Annotated in this window: 20 protein-coding genes and 1 pseudogene; 11 read left to right on the top strand and 10 right to left on the bottom strand. The window is 25.5% G+C overall.

The genetic code is table 4. From position 1 onward, the window contains the following. Positions 1–44 precede the first annotated feature (44 nt). Together AACK91_RS08490 and AACK91_RS08485 are read left to right on the top strand one after the other, a co-directional pair. Entirely contained in the window at positions 45–281 is a 237-nt protein-coding gene (locus AACK91_RS08490) for a hypothetical protein (protein WP_338963583.1), read from the top strand. 16 nt (positions 282–297) lie between these two features. Beyond that, positions 298–2,502, top strand: a pseudogene (locus AACK91_RS08485) (spiroplasma phage ORF1-like family protein). Between the two features lie 20 nt (positions 2,503–2,522). Here AACK91_RS08485 and AACK91_RS08480 read toward each other — a convergent pair. Both AACK91_RS08480 and AACK91_RS08475 read right to left on the bottom strand, forming a co-directional pair. After that, entirely contained in the window at positions 2,523–2,708 is a 186-nt protein-coding gene (locus AACK91_RS08480; RefSeq protein ID WP_338965864.1) for a hypothetical protein, read from the bottom strand. A 50-nt stretch (positions 2,709–2,758) separates the two neighbouring features. Further along, positions 2,759–2,956: a lipoprotein gene (locus AACK91_RS08475; RefSeq protein ID WP_338964626.1), complete on the bottom strand. Its 198-nt coding sequence runs from the start codon at positions 2,954–2,956 to the stop codon at positions 2,759–2,761. Positions 2,957–3,075: 119 nt separating this feature from the next. Here AACK91_RS08475 and AACK91_RS08470 point away from each other — a divergent pair, with 119 nt between their 5' ends. Next, the gene (locus AACK91_RS08470; protein ID WP_338965834.1) at positions 3,076–4,047 is read left to right on the top strand and encodes an IS30 family transposase; all 972 of its coding nucleotides are present in this window, start codon (positions 3,076–3,078) and stop codon (positions 4,045–4,047) included. 157 nt (positions 4,048–4,204) lie between these two features. On the opposite strand, the gene AACK91_RS08465 is transcribed toward AACK91_RS08470, so the two are convergent. From AACK91_RS08465 to AACK91_RS08445, 5 genes are all read right to left on the bottom strand, one after another. Next, the gene (locus AACK91_RS08465; RefSeq protein ID WP_338965861.1) at positions 4,205–6,355 is read right to left on the bottom strand and encodes an ATP-dependent RecD-like DNA helicase; all 2,151 of its coding nucleotides are present in this window, start codon (positions 6,353–6,355) and stop codon (positions 4,205–4,207) included. Between the two features lie 15 nt (positions 6,356–6,370). Further along, positions 6,371–7,504 (bottom strand): tRNA 2-thiouridine(34) synthase MnmA, encoded by a 1,134-nt coding sequence (mnmA, locus tag AACK91_RS08460; protein WP_338965859.1) that lies wholly within the window; start codon positions 7,502–7,504, stop codon positions 6,371–6,373. A 76-nt stretch (positions 7,505–7,580) separates the two neighbouring features. Continuing rightward, positions 7,581–9,371: an ABC transporter permease gene (locus AACK91_RS08455; protein WP_338965858.1), complete on the bottom strand. Its 1,791-nt coding sequence runs from the start codon at positions 9,369–9,371 to the stop codon at positions 7,581–7,583. A gap of 269 nt (positions 9,372–9,640) precedes the next feature. Next, positions 9,641–9,874: a hypothetical protein gene (locus AACK91_RS08450; RefSeq protein WP_338965856.1), complete on the bottom strand. Its 234-nt coding sequence runs from the start codon at positions 9,872–9,874 to the stop codon at positions 9,641–9,643. A gap of 75 nt (positions 9,875–9,949) precedes the next feature. Further along, complete coding sequence (locus tag AACK91_RS08445) at positions 9,950–11,092, bottom strand: Mbov_0401 family ICE element transposase-like protein (protein WP_338965854.1); 1,143 nt, start codon at positions 11,090–11,092, stop codon at positions 9,950–9,952. A 134-nt stretch (positions 11,093–11,226) separates the two neighbouring features. Here AACK91_RS08445 and AACK91_RS08440 point away from each other — a divergent pair, with 134 nt between their 5' ends. Then, the gene (locus AACK91_RS08440; protein ID WP_338963592.1) at positions 11,227–12,189 is read left to right on the top strand and encodes an IS1/IS1595 family N-terminal zinc-binding domain-containing protein; all 963 of its coding nucleotides are present in this window, start codon (positions 11,227–11,229) and stop codon (positions 12,187–12,189) included. Between the two features lie 353 nt (positions 12,190–12,542). Here AACK91_RS08440 and AACK91_RS08435 read toward each other — a convergent pair whose 3' ends face one another. The 3 genes from AACK91_RS08435 to AACK91_RS08425 form a co-directional block, all read right to left on the bottom strand. Continuing rightward, positions 12,543–12,932 carry a hypothetical protein gene (locus tag AACK91_RS08435; protein ID WP_338965852.1) on the bottom strand — a complete coding sequence of 130 codons (390 nt, stop codon included), beginning with the start codon at positions 12,930–12,932 and terminating at the stop codon, positions 12,543–12,545. 162 nt (positions 12,933–13,094) lie between these two features. Then, entirely contained in the window at positions 13,095–13,691 is a 597-nt protein-coding gene (locus tag AACK91_RS08430; RefSeq protein WP_338965850.1) for a hypothetical protein, read from the bottom strand. Between the two features lie 87 nt (positions 13,692–13,778). Further along, positions 13,779–14,015: a lipoprotein gene (locus AACK91_RS08425; protein WP_338965848.1), complete on the bottom strand. Its 237-nt coding sequence runs from the start codon at positions 14,013–14,015 to the stop codon at positions 13,779–13,781. Between the two features lie 620 nt (positions 14,016–14,635). Here AACK91_RS08425 and AACK91_RS08420 point away from each other — a divergent pair. Genes AACK91_RS08420 through AACK91_RS08390 form a run of 7 tightly spaced genes read left to right on the top strand, consistent with a single transcriptional unit; the run spans position 14,636 to position 17,654 of the window. Then, entirely contained in the window at positions 14,636–14,923 is a 288-nt protein-coding gene (locus AACK91_RS08420) for a hypothetical protein (protein ID WP_338965847.1), read from the top strand. Further along, positions 14,916–15,080, top strand: a complete 165-nt coding sequence (locus AACK91_RS08415; RefSeq protein ID WP_338965846.1) for a hypothetical protein — start codon at positions 14,916–14,918, stop codon at positions 15,078–15,080. Before AACK91_RS08420 ends, AACK91_RS08415 begins: the two co-directional genes overlap by 8 nt. A 2-nt stretch (positions 15,081–15,082) precedes the next feature. Further along, entirely contained in the window at positions 15,083–15,301 is a 219-nt protein-coding gene (locus tag AACK91_RS08410) for a hypothetical protein (protein WP_338965845.1), read from the top strand. A gap of 3 nt (positions 15,302–15,304) precedes the next feature. Further along, complete coding sequence (gene dcm, locus AACK91_RS08405; RefSeq protein WP_338965844.1) at positions 15,305–16,255, top strand: DNA (cytosine-5-)-methyltransferase; 951 nt, start codon at positions 15,305–15,307, stop codon at positions 16,253–16,255. Next, the gene (locus tag AACK91_RS08400; protein ID WP_338965841.1) at positions 16,239–16,517 is read left to right on the top strand and encodes a hypothetical protein; all 279 of its coding nucleotides are present in this window, start codon (positions 16,239–16,241) and stop codon (positions 16,515–16,517) included. The genes dcm and AACK91_RS08400 overlap by 17 nt, the downstream gene beginning before the upstream one ends. Continuing rightward, positions 16,504–16,947: a hypothetical protein gene (locus AACK91_RS08395; protein ID WP_338965839.1), complete on the top strand. Its 444-nt coding sequence runs from the start codon at positions 16,504–16,506 to the stop codon at positions 16,945–16,947. The genes AACK91_RS08400 and AACK91_RS08395 overlap by 14 nt, the downstream gene beginning before the upstream one ends. Then, complete coding sequence (locus tag AACK91_RS08390) at positions 16,947–17,654, top strand: hypothetical protein (protein ID WP_338965837.1); 708 nt, start codon at positions 16,947–16,949, stop codon at positions 17,652–17,654. Before AACK91_RS08395 ends, AACK91_RS08390 begins: the two co-directional genes overlap by 1 nt. Positions 17,655–17,760 lie beyond the last annotated feature (106 nt).

Raw genomic sequence — 17,760 nt, 5'->3', positions numbered from 1 at the left:
GCACATAAGGCTAATAAAAATGGTCGGTGAAAGGAAACAGATTAATGATTAGATTAGTTTTATTAGTTGCTGCAATTGCTATTTTTGGTACTAGTTTTATTACGGTGATTATAAATCAATTAACATCAGCAAAAAATATCATTATGGATTTATATAACTCAGATACTTTTTTACTTTCTTTGTTTGGTAAAATGGCAATTTTGTTTAGTCATCCATTAATGTTAACAATATCAAGTTTATATATTGTTGGGTTTATTGTTTCAAAAACATTGTATAGTTAGGGGTTGAATTATAAATATGAAAAAATCATTATCTTTATTTGCCATATCTATTTTAGGTATTTTAGGTTTAATTATTCCATTTATTACTTTAACAGCATTTAAACCCTTAAATCAGCAGAATTATACTGTTAATTAACAAACAATGGGAATGAATGAAACTGATTTTATTAATACAATGTTTTTACGCAGTAGTTTTTTTGAAAACTGGTCTGAAACAAATTACTTTATTAATCCAACTCTAAAAACATCACAAACATTAACTTATAATGATAAATGATATTTAGACTTTTTAAAGGATAGTTATTCAACGGGAATTTCATTTGATAAGCCTAGTGATGAGTTTATGGATTTATATAAAAATTGAGATACTTATGCTAAACAATATAATATTGATAAATTCTATGATGTTGATAAAAAACAATTTTTAAAAGAATTAACTAATTTTTCTTATTCTTTTGCTAAGTATTTTAATACTGTGGAAGTTATTAATAAATTAGAAAGAGGTATTGATAATTTACAATTAGTTAAAATGATTAATGAGTTTTGAATACAAATTCCTAGAACACAGGCACCTAATAAAGAATTTTTAACTGCTACTAATAAATGATATTTTTATGGAGAAAAAAGAAATGGTCAATATTTGCTTACAAAATTTTATTTTGATAATAATTTTATTAAAAATCAAAATTTGTTATGACAACACTTAAAAAATGATTCAGATTTTATTTGAAACTATAATTTAGTATATCGTTGAGATGGAAACGGTGAACCAGAATTACCCGTTGTTGATAATGATGGCAAATTAAAATTATATACTGAATATTATCAAAATGTTCGTTCTTTTTTGCTTAAATATATTGATGTTATTGTACAAGAAAATATCCGAATTCAGCAAGGTGGTAATCCAAACTATGATGACCCAAATTTGGGTAGTGAAAGAATAATTTTTGATTTTGAAATTATTAATAATATGGAAAAATTAGATTGAAAACCTGATGTTATTTTAACTAGAAAATCAATTTATCGGATGATTTTAACAATTGATGAAAATAAAAATATTGTTGCATATAGTTTAGAATTAACACATTTTAAACAATATTGGGATGGTAATAATGCAAATAGTTATCGGTATACTGATGATTTAGGTTTTTTGTTTACTTTTATGAAAGAAAAAGAAGATACTTTTAATTTTAGTGCTGAAACATATAATTATAATCAAGGTAATTCTCCTAATATTGGTAAAATGGTTTTTGAACAGATGAAAGGTCAAATTGATATTAATAAATTTTTAAAAGCCTTTTTTACCCATGCTTTGGTACCTGTATTTCAAAATCGCAGTAATTTTATTGAAAGTGGTTATATTGATAATTTACAGTATGATACTGTTTTAATTAATTTTTTTGGTTTAAAATTGATTAATTTTAGAGATGTTTTAATTGATGAAACTAATACTAATAAAAATCAATTTGAAAAACTATTAAATAGTATGTTTACGGTTTCCCAAAATTTTTATAAAGATTATTTACGAACAATTTTTGATTTAGAAAATGATACTTATTTACAAGGATATAATAAAAAATATGGTTTATTAGTAAATAATGGTTTTAAAATTTATCCTCGTTATTTTTATTTTTCTGATAAATACAATCAATTAGACATTAAATTGTATTCAGCATTTAAAAATCGTTTTTATAACACAAATTATGGAGATGTATTTAATTATGATTTTTCAGTTGCAAATAATTATAATATTAATCAAAATGAAGGTTATATTTTTGAAGGTGCTTTAAAAGATAAATACGGTTTAAAATACAAAAAAATTGAATAACAAAAAATCGGTTATAATGTCTTTGAATTACAAGCCCAAAAAGAAAATGATATGTACCGTTATTATGATTTTAATTTTGGAATTTATAACTGACAAGAAATAAATAATGGCGGGTTGTTTCCTGATGGACAATGATGACAAGCCCAATATGAAAGTTGTAGTTGATATAATTTAGCGTGTCATATAAAAAATGCTGCAATTTGAATTGTAAATAATATTCCCGGTGTTAAACAAGTAAACGAATTAGCAAGCGGTGTTGGTAAAATATTTCAAACAATATATAGTTTTTTTAGTCAAACATTTGAGGTATGAAAATTTAGTCCAGCATTATATAATACAATAACAAATATATTCCTATTAATTATCTTTATGAAGTTTGTTAGATTAATTTAAAAAAGGACTTGTTAGTCCTTTTATTCTTTTCAATCAATTATTAGTCCCGTGTCTTTATTAATTTCTGGTATTTGTGGTTCATTGTTTTTATTTCAACGATATACTAAATTATAGTTTCAAATAAAATCTGAATCATTTTTTAAGTGTTGTCATCAAGTGTTTTGATTATTAATAAAATTATTATCAAAATAAAATTTTGTAAGCAAATATTGACCATTTCTTTTTTCTCCATAAAAATATCATTTATTAGTAGCAGTTAAAAATTCTTTATTAGGCGCCTGTGTTCTAGGAATATTAGTTCATTTGCTATTTTCTGGTAGTTGTTGTGGTTATGGTGTAGGTTTATTACCCCCCCCCCGTTTTCATTATTATTTGGTTTTTCACAACTAATTAATGTTGTTGTACTTGTTGCTGTTAATCCGATTACTCCTAAAATACTTAGTAACTTTTTCATATTTTACTTCTCCTTTATTAAAATTACTTGAATGCTATAATTGATTTTATCATATATCAATAATGTATTAAATAATTTTAATATTAAATTTATAAATTAATGAAAGGTATATAAATGTTATGTATAGTCATTTAAGTTTTATTGATAGGGTTAAATTGGAAAAATTATTATTATCAAAATTATTTTTAAAAAAGAATGGTGAAATAAATATTGCACAAATTGCTAAATGTTTGAACAGAAATCGTAGTACTATTTTGCGAGAAATTAAGCGTTTTAAAACTATTGATGAATATAGTGCTTATAAGTCAGATAAAATGTATTATGAGAAAAGAAAAAAGAATAATAAAAGATATAAGTTTACAGAAGAACAATTAAATTTTATTAATATAAGATTTAATGTTTATCGTGATTCTCCATCACAACTTATTAATCGTTATTTTCTAAAGTTTGGTATTAAATTTCCTGTTTGTGTTAAAACATTGTATAAATGAATTCGTTTGGGTTTTTATGGTTTTTTAAAACAGAATTTACGTCATCGTGGTAAAAAATATAAAACAAAAGGAAAATTTGATAATCGTGGTAAATTAATTAATTTTAAATCAATATGAGATATTGAGAATAAAGAGACTGATGTTGGTTGATTTGAAATGGATACCGTAGTTGGAAAAGAGCATCAATATAGTAATTTGGTTTTAGTTGAACAAAATAGTAAAAGTTATTTTGTTATGAAATTAAAAAATCATACTGCTAATGAAGTTGTGGAAAAGTTTAAAGATATTGTTATAAGTAATAATTTATTTGGGAAAATTAAAGGAATAATAACTGATAGAGGAAAAGAATTTAGTAAATGAAGAGAATTAGAAATATTTGCTGAAACACAAGTTTATTTTTGTGACCCTGGTAAACCACAACAAAAACCATTAATTGAATATATGAATTCTGAACTTAGACAATGATTTCCTAAGGGAACTGATTTTAATAATGTTAGTCAACAAAAAATAAATTGAGTAGTTAATGTTATAAATGATAAATTAAGGCCTGTTCTTAATTGAAAAACAGCAAAAGAGGTATTTTCAGATAATTTTAAATAGGTTTATTTGAAGTAATTTAATAAATTATTTTTTAGTGTGCTTAATTTTCCTTAAAATAAAATAAAAACTATAAATATTTTGATTTTTAAAAATTTATAATTGATTTTTTATGATTTTTATTGTATTATTTGACTAATAAGATTTGTTGCACTTCATTTTACATAATTCCTCTAAGAACTTCTTCTAGCGTTGTTCGTCGTTTTTGCGGCAAATTATTAACACCTTGCAAAAAAGCTCTTTGTTCGCCAATTAAATATAAATTTGTTTTTGCTCGATTAATTGCAGTATATATTAAATTCCGTTTTAACATCATTCAAAAACTTTTAGTGATAACAAAAATGATATTATCATATTCACTTCCTTGCAATTTGTGCACACTACATGCATAAGCTAAAGTAATATCGTAATACATTTCTTTACTATATTCAACAATATTGTCATATTTTATTAATAAAACATCGTTAAAGTTTCTATCTTTTTTAATATCAACAATAACTCCAACATCACCATTATAAATTTCCAACTCGGGACGATTTTTTAATTGCATTACTTTATCATTAACCCGAAAAATCCGATGACCAATTTTAATCTCTTTTTGGCCATAAGAACGATTTATTTTATCTTGTAAATAAGTGTTTAACATGTTAATGCCAACAGGACCATTATACATCGGAGCAATTACTTGAATTGCATTATAATCTCCTGCTTTTTCTTCATTTAGTTTCTGATATAAATCACCAATTGTTGTTAATAATAAATGAGGATCAGTTTCTTCAATAAAAGTTAAATCTTTTTTGTTTAGTAAATCATATTCAAAATGGTCTTGCTCAATCGCATAACTTAATTCCAAAATATCATTTCCTGCTTCTTGGCGGTAAACTTCTTCTAACTTAATGACATTGAAAACATCACTTTGGATAATATCACGTAAAGTGTTACCGCAAGCAACAGAAGGCAACTGATTTGGATCACCAATTAAAATTAATTTTCGTAAATTTAAACTAGCTTTGGCAATTTGAGCTAATAACAAACTATCAACCATACTAACTTCATCTAAAATTAAAATATCATTTTCTAACGGATTACTTTCATTATAAAAAAACTGATTTGTAATTGCATCATATTTCAATAATTTATGAATCGTTAAGGCTTTTTGTCCTGTTTTTTCGCGCAATCGTTTTGCTGCCTTTCCGGTTGGTGCTGCTAAAACAATTTTTGATTGTTGATAAACTTGCTTTAAAATACTAACAATTCCATCAACTACAGTTGTTTTACCAGTTCCTGGACCACCAATAATTACTAAAAAATTGGAATGAACAGCGGCTTTGATTGCTTTCGTTTGATTTGCATTGTAACTAATTTGTTTCTTGCTTGTTAACTTCTCTAAATGCTTTACTAGTTTTTCTTCATCATATTGATCCGTTGAATTTAGACCACTTAACATGGCAGCAATATTTAACTCACTATGATATATTTCTGCAACATAAATTTTATCATTTTTAAAAATTAGTAAGTTGATTTCTTTACTATATTTTAACCCCGCTAAAATAGATTCTTTTGTTAAATCATTAAAATGTTTTTGTAAAATAGCTGTTAATTCATCTAATGTTAAATAAGTATCACCAGTATTATTACAAAATTCTTTTGCTAAATATCAGGCATAATAACCAATTCGAATATCACTAAGCGGGTCTTGGTCAAACGCTAAATAAATTTGATCAATTATTTTGAATGAAATATTATCTTTTAACAGTAATGAATAAGGGTCTTTTGTTAATAAAGCATAAATTTGATCAACATTATATTTTGTTTTTAATAATGATAAAACTTGCAAAGACAACCCTTTTTGATTAAATTGATGGTTTAATTCATCATCTTGGCTCATTTCGTTAAATGATTTTGCAATAATATCCGCTTGTTTAGTAGTAACTCCTGGAATTTGTTTTAGTTCTAAAATATTGGCCTTAATTTTACTAACAATATCGTTTCCATAATAATCAATAATACTTTGTGCTGTTTTTGCTCCGATTGTTGGAAACAAACTACTTGTTAAGTATTTCAAAACTTCATCATTGCTTTGGGGTCCAATTTGTTTTAATTCTTTAACTTCAAAATTTTGACCATAACGATTATTATAAACAAATTCACCAGTTAATTCGTATAATTGATCAGGTTGTAACGTTGCTAAAAAACCTTTAATAAAGATAAAATGGGTTTTATCTTTTTCTAATTGAAATTTACAAATCCGATAACCATTCTTTGATTCAAAAACAATTAATTTTAAATAACCACGTATCTTTTCAGCCATTACAATATTCCTTTCTTATAAGTAACATAGTTTTTGATCATTTAAATAAACTTCATTAATTGTTCCACCACCAATACAAACATCACCATCATAAAAAACAGCAGCTTGACCAGGAGTTATCGCTTTTACTTTATTATCAAAATGAACAAGACATTTGTCATCACTTAAAACCGTTACTTTAACTGGAATATCTTTTTGGCGATAACGAAATTTTGCTGTAGAGTTAAACTGATCAGTTTTCAGTGTATTAATTCAATTAACATCTGTTACAAGACAACTAGTTGAATATAGTCATTTTTCTTCACTACTTTTTGCCACATATAAAATATTTTTTGCCGCATTTTTGCCAGCAACAAAATAAGGTTCTGTCATCCCCCCTAAATTTAATCCTCGTCGTTGCCCAATTGTATAATACATAATACCATTATGTGTTCCAACAACTTCTTTTGTTTCAATATCAACAATCGGACCATTTTGATTTGGAATATAATTTTGCAAAAAGTTTTTAAAATCACGTTCACCAATAAAACAAATTCCAGTTGAATCTTTTTTATTTGCTGTTATTAAATTTTGTGCATTAGCAATTTCTCGAACTTCTTTTTTGGTTAAATTTCCTAACGGAAAAATTGTTTTTGCTAATTGATGTTGATTTAATTGACTTAAAAAATAAGTCTGATCCTTGTCACCATCGACTCCTCGTAATAATTGATATTCATTTATTTCTTGATTAAATTGTACCCGCGCATAATGCCCCATTGCAATAAAATAAGCTTGATAATTATTAATCGCATACTTTAAAAAATAATCAAATTTAATATATTTATTACATAAAATATCTGGGTTTGGTGTTCGTCCTTTTTGATACTCACTAATAAAATATTCAAAGACATATTCTCAATACTCTTTAATAAAATCAACGCGATGTAATGGCACTTTCAAAGCAGCACTAACTTTTGCTGCGTCATTATAATCAACTTCTTGGGGGCAAATTGGATTATTGATTGCCTTATTCCCTAAAATATCATTATTTAATTGACTATCTCAATTTCGCATAAACAGCCCTTCAACTTGATAGCCAGCTTGTTGTAATAAATATAAGCTAACAGAAGAGTCAACACCTCCCGATAAGCCGACAACAACTTTTTCCATTTATAATCACTTCCCTTAATAATATAATTAGCAATATTATTTTAACATTAAAACACTAAGTTTAAAAAACTTAGTGTTATCTTTTTTGACGCTTTAAGAATAAAATCCCTATTAACATTAAGATATTTGCTAATATTAAAAAACTATAACTAATAATTTGCATTATACCACTTGTTAACAGAAAAGTATTATTATTGTAAAAATAACCATACAAAGCAATTCCAATTACACTTCCTAATAATAATAAACCAAAAGGTAAAAGCAAATATAATTGAATTTTAAAATTAGGAATAACACAGAATGGTAAAATAATAACAATAGCATAGATACTAAGCAAGATAATTATAAACAACCGGCTCGGTAAAAAATAATCTTGGTTAGTTTGAATAAAATCAAATTCTCCAAAAGTTGTTGTAATAAAATTATATAAATCCAATGATGAATTATTAATTCAATTATTAAAGATTAAAAAAGCACCACATAAAAGAATTAGACCAACAACAGCAATAATCCGTGCTGTTAAAATCGTTGGATTACGTCATGTAATAATGTTATTTTTCGTAATTTTACTAATTCTTTGTCTTCCGTTTGGTAATCGTTGAATTTGATAACTATTGCTAAAAAAAGTTGCTGGTTGAACATCATTTTTTTGCTTTTCTTGATTTAGATCCTCATCGTTGGATTTTACCTGCTTCTTTGCACGAATTCGTTTAATTTTAACATTTTTAATTGGTTTGCTTGGTTTAACAGTTGACTCTACTGTATCAAACAAACTTGCATAAAAATTATTGATTCGATAGTTTCCTACTGGTTCATCAATTTCAATTGCCCGTGGTATTTCAGTTTCAGACTCATCTTTTTGCGTTATTGGCAAAGAACCTATCTTTTCTTCTTCTTTTGGGGTTATTTCTTCTTGATGATAATATTTATTAGTCGTATGATCAAGTCCTAAATTTGGTCGTTTTGTGATATCCCATTCCATAACATCAGCTTCATCATAAACCTCCGAACCGCTACCAAATGCGACGTTTAAGTTAATCCCTTTAGCTTCTGGTTTAGATCTTGGTTGTTCAGGCTCGTTTGTCTGCGGTTTTTTTGCTTCTTCCTTAATTAAGTTTATTTTATTATTAAAAAGCGGTTGTGATTTTTTTCAAGATGAACTTTCTGTATTTTTAGTTTTATTATTATAACTTTGTGTCACAATAACATCTTTTTTTGGAATTGGATTAACGGCACTAACCTTCGGAAAATGTGTTGATAAAATTGATTTTGGTTTTAAAACAGGTTTATTTTCAACAATTGTCTCATTTGTTTTCCGAGCTGTTTCCTGTTCTGTTTTTTGGACAATTTTTTGAGCAATAGCACGCGCTTGTGCTTTTAAGTCTGTTCGATCAACATCAATCTGATCATCTTTAAGAACACGATGAACTGGATTGTTATTATTAAAATGGGTTAAATCAATCTTTTTGCTCATCACTGGCGGTTCTTGTAAATGGTTATCATTATGAAAAGGTGCTTTTTCATCAAATGTTGTTTTTATTCGATCTAACCGTTGGTGAAAACTTGTCTTTTCTTGTTCTAACTGTTCTGTTTGAGTATGCAAAACTTTTAACGCGTCAGGATTATCAAGATTTAAATTTAATTCTAGGCATTGGGTTAATGAAGAAGGATAATTTTGTGGCATCATTTGTGTTGGGACAGATGAGTTTGATGCAAAAAAACCATTATTAAAAAAATGGCTATTTTCACCACCAAAAAAATGTGACTTAGCAATTAAAGAAGGCTCTTGACAATCAGAATGCTGATTGTTAAGAAGGCCTTGCTTAATTGGTTTAATTTTTAAAATTTTAATGTCATTGCTCTTCATTATTTAGCACCCACTTTAATTTAACCCCAAAACTCTATGTAATAATTATATCCTAAAATCGCCAAAAAATAAAGCGTTGTTGGTGTTTTGACCGCTTTATGTTGGAATAAAGTAAGTGTTTGTTTAGTAGACATAAATTTAATGCTTTTTATTTATAAAAGCATTAGCAAGACTTGTCTTTTTAAGTTAAGATAATTAAACCACGAATTTTTATATTCTGCAACAACAAAATAGCAAATTATTAAAATTTGCCCTAAATTCTTAATTAATTAGTTTTTTGAATTAAGAATTTTTCTTATTAGTTTTGTAATTCCTTTATCTTTTGAATTCAAAATTGGTACTGAACCCTGTTTTGGTTCATAATCAGAATTTTCATTAGTTGGATTGAATCACATATTTTGTCGATAATATTCTGTTGCATCGTTAACTTCTTCAATATGTTCATTAATAATTAATTTAATAGGATTTCATTTATTTACTTTTGCCATTCGTATGCATAACATATTACGAAAGACAATCTCACTATATGCTTTTGCACCATAAGATTTTAATGCTTTAACATTATGTGAAATTTGTGATTAAGTTTGACAACCAATATAATATTCTTGTTGATAATTTTTGATTCCTTCAGTATTAGTAGTTATATATTGAATTAAATCTTTGACTTTGTCTTTTTTATCTTTTAAAAATGGATATATATCTTGCATTTCTTTTGTCAAAAATGGTTTTAAATAATCCAAAATAGAATTAACTTCCCCTTTTCTAACAAAAGCATATACATCTTGATAAATTGCTTTTTTCTGAGTTTCTTCTACAGTTAGTTCTTTTTTTGAATCTTTACCTAGTCTACGAAAATTAAAGCAGTGATGAACTTTAGCCATTAAATGAAATTCATCTAGGACATAATCTGTTTTCAAATATTCAGCTAATTTTTTAATTCATTCTGCACCATCACCCATTACTATTAGTTGCTTGCCTATTAAATCATAGTTATTATTAATAAATTTCTTTAATAATTGACGATATTCTTTCATTTTAAGATTTACATTTTTTGACATTACCATTAATAATCGTTTATTTTGTAAGAAATGTCTTTTTTTACTAGATTTTTGCCAATCAATTCCGGTATGTAAATATGCTAATCTAACCATATTTTTGTCAATTTTCTTATGCTTTTTAAAAATTTTAGTAAATGTGTCATCCAGCCCTAAGTAAACATATTTGCTATCGGCTCTTATTTTATTTGGAAGAGCCATATGTTTAAAATTTTCATTTATTTCAGCTAAATCAACACTACGAAAAATATTAGAAATAGTCATTGGTGAAATCTTTGAATCTTTATACTTATCAATAATATCTCGATAACGTTTACCAGAATCTAATTCCTTGAGAACTTTAATATATAAATCAAAATGAATTCGTTGATATGGTTTTCTGCCCATTTCTGTATCTAGTAAAAAAACTAAATCCATTGCCTCGATTGTCATTCTAATATCGGTCGCATTTTTTCCGGTAGAATATGACAATTGTATGATTGGCATTAATCCTAACTTCTTAAGTTTTTCTGAAAGTTTTTTATCTTCAAAATTAGAATAAAAAACTTTTTTCATTATTATATCTCCAAACATTTCTAGTTCTTTTAATAAAATTTTTAAATCTTCTTCATTATTAAAATTATCATAATCAATAAGTAAAGCGGTTTTATATTTAACTTCTTCCATCAATTATCACCTTCAAATTTATAGTATCATAATATTTTAAAAATCACTTGTCTTCTTTAATTTTGTCGAAAACTCTTGATATTTATAAAATATACCTAAAATTAGGTATATTTTTAATATATAGAGGTAAATAAATGATGAAAAAAATAATTACAGAATTAATAAATAGCTTAACAGATGATCAATTTTTAGAATTTTATGAAAAAATAAAACAACAAGCAGACTTAATTAAAAAACAAAAACGTTTAAATGAAATTGATCAAAAATTTAGAGATAAAGGCATTATATGTCCTAATTGCAAATCTTTTCATTGTGTTAAAAATGGTCATAATTCCGAAGGAAAACAAAAATATTTATGTAAAAAATGTCGTGCTAGTTTTGATGCATTTCGTCATCATTTTACTTATTGAAGTCATTTAAATTATGAACAGTGAAATTTATTAATTCAAATTTCATTGTTAGGACAATCTAGTAAAATAATTTCTCGTTTTATTAAAACAACCCCAAAAACCGCTTGATATAATCGACAAAAATTAATGCAATCAAAACAATTAGAAAATACACAGTTAAAATTTAAAAAATTAAATGGTCAAATCCAAATGGATGAAACATTTATTAAAGAAATTCATAGAGGCAATTTTAAAGATAAATTTGATAAACGAAAAACTCATCTCGATCCATTTTCAACTGATACCAAATGCTGTATTCAAATGGCAGTTGATAGCAATAATAATATTTTTGTTCAATCCACCAATACCAAAAGATTACAAAAACAATGGATTATTGAAAATATGAATAAGCAACTAATTAAAGAAAAATCAATAATTATTTCTGATATGCAACCACTATATTTATTAGTAGCAAAACAAACAAATTCTACTCTATATTCCACCAAAACTAGTACAAACCCTGATACTAGTTATCAAAAGTTAAATAAGATTAGTAAATTACAATCCAGTCTTAAAGAAGCCTTAATTCATTATCATGGTTTGGGTTTCACTAATATTCAAAATTATTTAAAGCTCTGAAAATGAAAATACCAACACAAAGGTTTAACACCAAACCAACAATCAACGGTATTATATTTTAACGTTTAAAAAATTTAAAGCAAAATCATAATCTTACACAAAATTAGTTTTCAAATTGTCATATTGATGATTTTTTTTATTTCATCAAGAGTTTTCGACAAAATTAAAGCTTGTCTTTATTAAAGATTTATATTTATAAAGTTGCAAAAAATAACAACAAAACAAGTTAATAATCCTAAAGAAAAAATGAGTCTAAATTAAACCCATTTTTAAATTAAAGCCACAATTGTTGATTAAATTTAAGGTTATTTTTTTACATTGGTGAACCATGTGGTTTAAACGCAATATTTCACTTATCAACTGGTCAAGGGGTATAATAAATGTTATTGGTTGTTGAATTAACCCCAAATTGGAACCCTAAATTATAATTCTGGTAAATTTGGTATATCACGACGCATTACAATGTCTTTGTTACTAAATGTTGATACTCAAAACTTATCAAGATCTGGTAATGTTTGATTTTTAGGATCTTCTTTAAATTTTTTTAATAAAACACTTCATATTTTTTTATAAGTATATGTTTGTGGATCATCAAACATCATTTCATGCAACTTTGGTTCTAACTGAATTCTTCCTTCAGTATAACGCTTGATATCTCACGTAATTTGATAATACTTGTAAAAAGTCGCAATAATCCGCCCAAAGTTTTTAATTTTATTAATCATTCCGTCACGAGTAATTCCAATATTAATATAAAAAGGTTTTCCATCATTTAAGACAACCCCAGCTAAAGGAATCCCAGCAACTAACACTTTTGCTAAGTTAACCTTAAATTGCCCTAACTGTAATTTTGGACCAGTTTTACTTGTTAAAATGTTTAATTTTTCCCCATAATATGTTAAAAAATTTTCTGGTGTTAATTTATCTGGGGCATAACCAGTATTAACCCAAGTATATTTTTCATCTTCTGGTAATTATGGTGTCACCCCATTTGTATCAGGATTAATAATTGAATTTAATAACGCTAAAATTTCTTCATCATGAGCATAAGTAATACTATCTCGAATATCACCAAGTCCAGAATCCGCTTGTAACGCCGTACTTAATTCATTTTGAACAATTGTATCTAGAATACTATGATCATAAGCATAATTTAAATCAAAATTATCATAAATGTTTCGATAAGCTGGATTTTGATCGACAATAATATCACCACCATTTGTATTAAAAAATTTAACAATTGCTTTTGAAACTGCCCCAGTTACAGCTGTTAGAATTTTTTTCATCCGCACACCATCATTGGTAATTGCATATTGAAAGGTAAAAGGCATACCAGTTTCTAAGGATTTAAATTTAACCTTTAGTTGCAATTTAAAATCCAAGCGAACTCCTTTTAAACCATTCGTGTCAACATTTGTTAATGTTCCTAATTTATTAATATCAATATAGTTTAAAGTAAATTTCATATCACTCTGATCAGTTGCCATTGGGACACTATCTGGATAATAGTTTGAATAGTCATCAGCAATTTTACGATTAAGATTATCAAAAACAGCTAAAAAACCATTCACTAACGCCTATAAAGCTGGTTCCACTTGTTGATCATTACGATCTGATTTTTGAGATGGTTTTGCAGCACTTACCATTGAAAATAAGTTTTAAAATTCCGGGATTGAATAATCATTAATATCGATTAGTGTTTTTTCAGTCGCATATTGCTGAAAACTATCAGCAATATGTTTTGTAATTGTATTTAAAATTTTTAAATCCCCTTGATAATCAAGGCCGCCCCCATCAGCTTGTTCAGGATTACTTTTTATTGTACAGCTAATAATAGTATTAACTGCTGTTGTTGTTAAAGATAAGCCCGTTAACAAAGTTAATATTTTTTTCATATTTTATACCTCCACTAGTTTTTCATCAGTTATGAAATTATTATAAGATGTAGAATAAAGGATGAAATAGGAAAAATCAACTCTTTAATAAGAGTTGATTTTTTTATTTAAAAATTAACTTTAAAAATTAAATATATTGGTTCTACAATTATTTAATTTACAATTATATATTTTTAGTGGAAGGGTTCCCCAACATGACATTTTGTCAGTAAAGAAACCACTAGAACTGTTAACTTGTTTTTTGCGATTTTGTAATTAATGATTTTGATTAAGATAAACAGATAATGCTGTATTCATAACTTTTAATTAACAAGAATAAAAATAAAATCGTGTGCGTAGGGGTTGATTAACTTTTAAGAACTGGGCAAGTATTTCTTAATTAATCTACTAGAGGGGACTTGATGAGGAGGTACTTACAACTACAAACACCTACAAATTGTAGAACATTGTAGTTAATTTACCAAAAATTACCAAAATTATAGGAGGTTTATATGAAAAAGTTAAATAAAAAAACTATTAATAAATTAAATCAATTAATGCTTAAAAGTTATGCAGTCTCATTTGAAGATATGACTGATGAACATTGAGCATTAGGTAAACAGAATTAGGAGGAATTAAAAATGTCATATTGTATTGGTGATTACTTAAATGAAAAATGAATTAATAATAAAGCATTAAAAATTAGTAATAAATATATTATTTATGCACAAATTGATAGTGATAATGAAAATTTAGAATTAAATTTATATCTTAAATTTGGTAATGAAGAACGCTGGGTGGGCAATGTTTTGTTGCCAACAAATTTTTACTTGAATTTGAAATGATATCAAATTAATGAAGTTAAAGGTTTAATTAGTGATTATTTAGAAGATGAAGAAGCAGATTACGAGGTGATAAATTATGAATAAAAGATACTTATTAGTAATTAATACTAAATATACAACAAATACTTTATTTTTTTATACATTAGAAGAAACAAAAATTACAGCGGAAGAAAACTCTTCTTTTAGAACAACTATTATTGATTTAGAAAATGAAAATATTAAATGACAAGGAGTTGAATAATAATGATGAATTTAAAAGATTTATTAAATGAAATGTTTGATAATTACCCAGATTGTTATAAAGATTGTGGTTTAGCAATTGTGGATCGTTATGAAATTGAAGTTGAAAATAAAAAATTAACACCCGAAGAAATAGATAATTTAACACATTTATATTTTGACAAACCTAAAAATAATTATATTGGAAATGAAGATAATGAAAAAGTTGATAAAATTGAGTAATTTATGTTTAAAATAATAGAATTATTTGCAGGTATTGGCACTCCTCGTAGAGCATTAGAACTTGCAAATATTCCACATAAAACTATATGATTTAGTGAAATTGATAATTATGCAGAACAATCATATCGAGCAATCTATAATGATTACAAAACACCAAACTTAAATGATATTACTAAAATTGATGTAGCAAATCTTACAAAGGAAAAAATTGACATTATTATTGGTGGTTGACCTTGTCAAGATATATCAAAAGCAGGTTTTTTAAAAGGAATGGATAAAGATAGTGGTACTAGGTCGAGTTTATTATGAGATACATTAAAAATCATTAAATTTTATAAACCTAAATGAATTATTAACGAAAATATTGATAATGTATTAAGTGAAAAAAACTTTAAGAATATTCAAAAATATTGTGAATATCTTAATAATCTTGGATATGAAACAGATTATAAAATATTAAATGCAAAAGATTATGGAATACCACAAAAACGCAAAAGAATATTTATTATAAGTAAATTAAATGAAAATTGAATATGAAAATTCCCTTGACCAACTCAAAAACTATTAGAATATCAATTTAAAGATATTGTAAATTGAACTATTCCAGGTAATAAAGAAATTCCAAAAGGAACAACTTTCCATAATGGTTTTATTCTATTAAATGGTACACGTAATAGTTGAGATTATTGTCCAAATGCTGATGAAAAATTATATCCTACTTTAACTACAAAAGCAGATAGAACCAAAGTTCTATTAAATGATAAATATCGTTATTTAACAACAGATGAAATGACTTTATTAATGGGTTATACATTAAATGATTTAGAAAAAATGTTAAGTGTTAATAGCAAAAGTCAAATTCAAAAACAATTAGGTAATTCAATAGTACCAAATGTATTAAAATATATATTTTTAAATTTAGTAAAGGAGAATGAAAATGACAAAAACAGTTAAAGAATTAATTCAATGATTTGAAGAAAAATTAAATTTTCTTAATGAAAATGAGTATACATATTTAGATTTTGAAATTACAGATACAGAATTGGAAGAAACAATTGATATCTTACAAGCATATGAAAATGAACTTGCTGAAAAAGATAAAGAAATTGAATTACTAACTAAAAAATATAGTTTTGTTTCACAATATGCTAAAACAGCAGCGTTACATATTGAAGATAAATTATCAAGAAAGGAAGAAGATAATGAAAACATTTAAAGAATGAATAGATGAAATAATAATACATTATTCGGAAACATCATTTCCAGTTCCACCTTATCAAATTTTAGGATTAATTGAAGAATTTAAAATATTTTATAAAAATGAAATTAGTAATGCAATTAAAAATGAACAAATGACATTTGATTGATTAAGAGATATAATTGCTAAAAAAGATAAAGAAATTAATTTTTTTAAACAACAATTAGAACTGGCATATAATTTAAATAAAAATTTAGAAACGAAACAATTATATAAAGAAGATTTTACAGAATTTTATGTTTGTGAACAACACGCTATAAATTTAGATAATTGTAAATGTAATATTATCTGATATTGAAATAATACAAATGATAACTTTAGAATTAAATGATTATTAAAAGACAATTCAGAATATGACAAATTAGAAAGTAAAGAGGAGGAAGAATAATGAGTGATACTGTTAAGAATACTGTTAAAAATGTAATATATCCATTTTCAATAAAAGGATCAGATTTTGAAAATTTATCAATGCTAGCGTTACCTATTAAAAATTGAATTGATGAAAACGGGCAGGAATTTGCAGATTTTATTATGCGACATCGTAATCTTTGAAATGCTACTAATTATGAAAATATCCATTTAAAAGATATGCCATCAGCGATGGATAAAGTTGATATATTATTTCGCGAACCACTACAATTAATTAAAAATTTTAAAGATGAATTAAATCGAATTCGTACTAATATTATTACATTTGAAAATTATTTACAAAATCATAAAATTGAAATTAAAAATAATATGACACAAGCACGAATCCAAAAACAAAAAGAATTATTTAAAGAAGAGGAATTAAAAAAACAAGCATTAATTGAAGAAGCTAATAATTTAAGTGAAGATATGGGGCTTGATATGGATCAAATTCAAGATGAGCAAGTTCGTGTAATGGAAGAAATTGAGCAAATTGATAAATCACTTGATCCAAAACAACTTAAAAAAGTTGGTATTAATATAATTAAAGAAAAATTATTAGTTAAAGATATTGAAGTAATTGGAATTGATGAAGATTTTGTAGAAAATGCTAATCAATATGAATTAAAGCAATTAATTAAATATTTAATTGTTGATGAAAAGTTATTTAAAACAGGAATTATGTAAAATGAAGTGCAACAAATCTTATTAGTCAAATAATACAATAAAAATCATAAAAAATCAATTATAAATTTTTAAAAATCAAAATATTTATAGTTTTTATTTTATTTTA

Source organism: Spiroplasma endosymbiont of Sarcophaga carnaria (assembly GCF_964019595.1).
Lineage (GTDB): Bacteria > Bacillota_I > Bacilli_A > Mycoplasmatales > Mycoplasmataceae > Spiroplasma > Spiroplasma poulsonii.
This window is presented reverse-complemented; position numbering and strand designations above follow the sequence as displayed.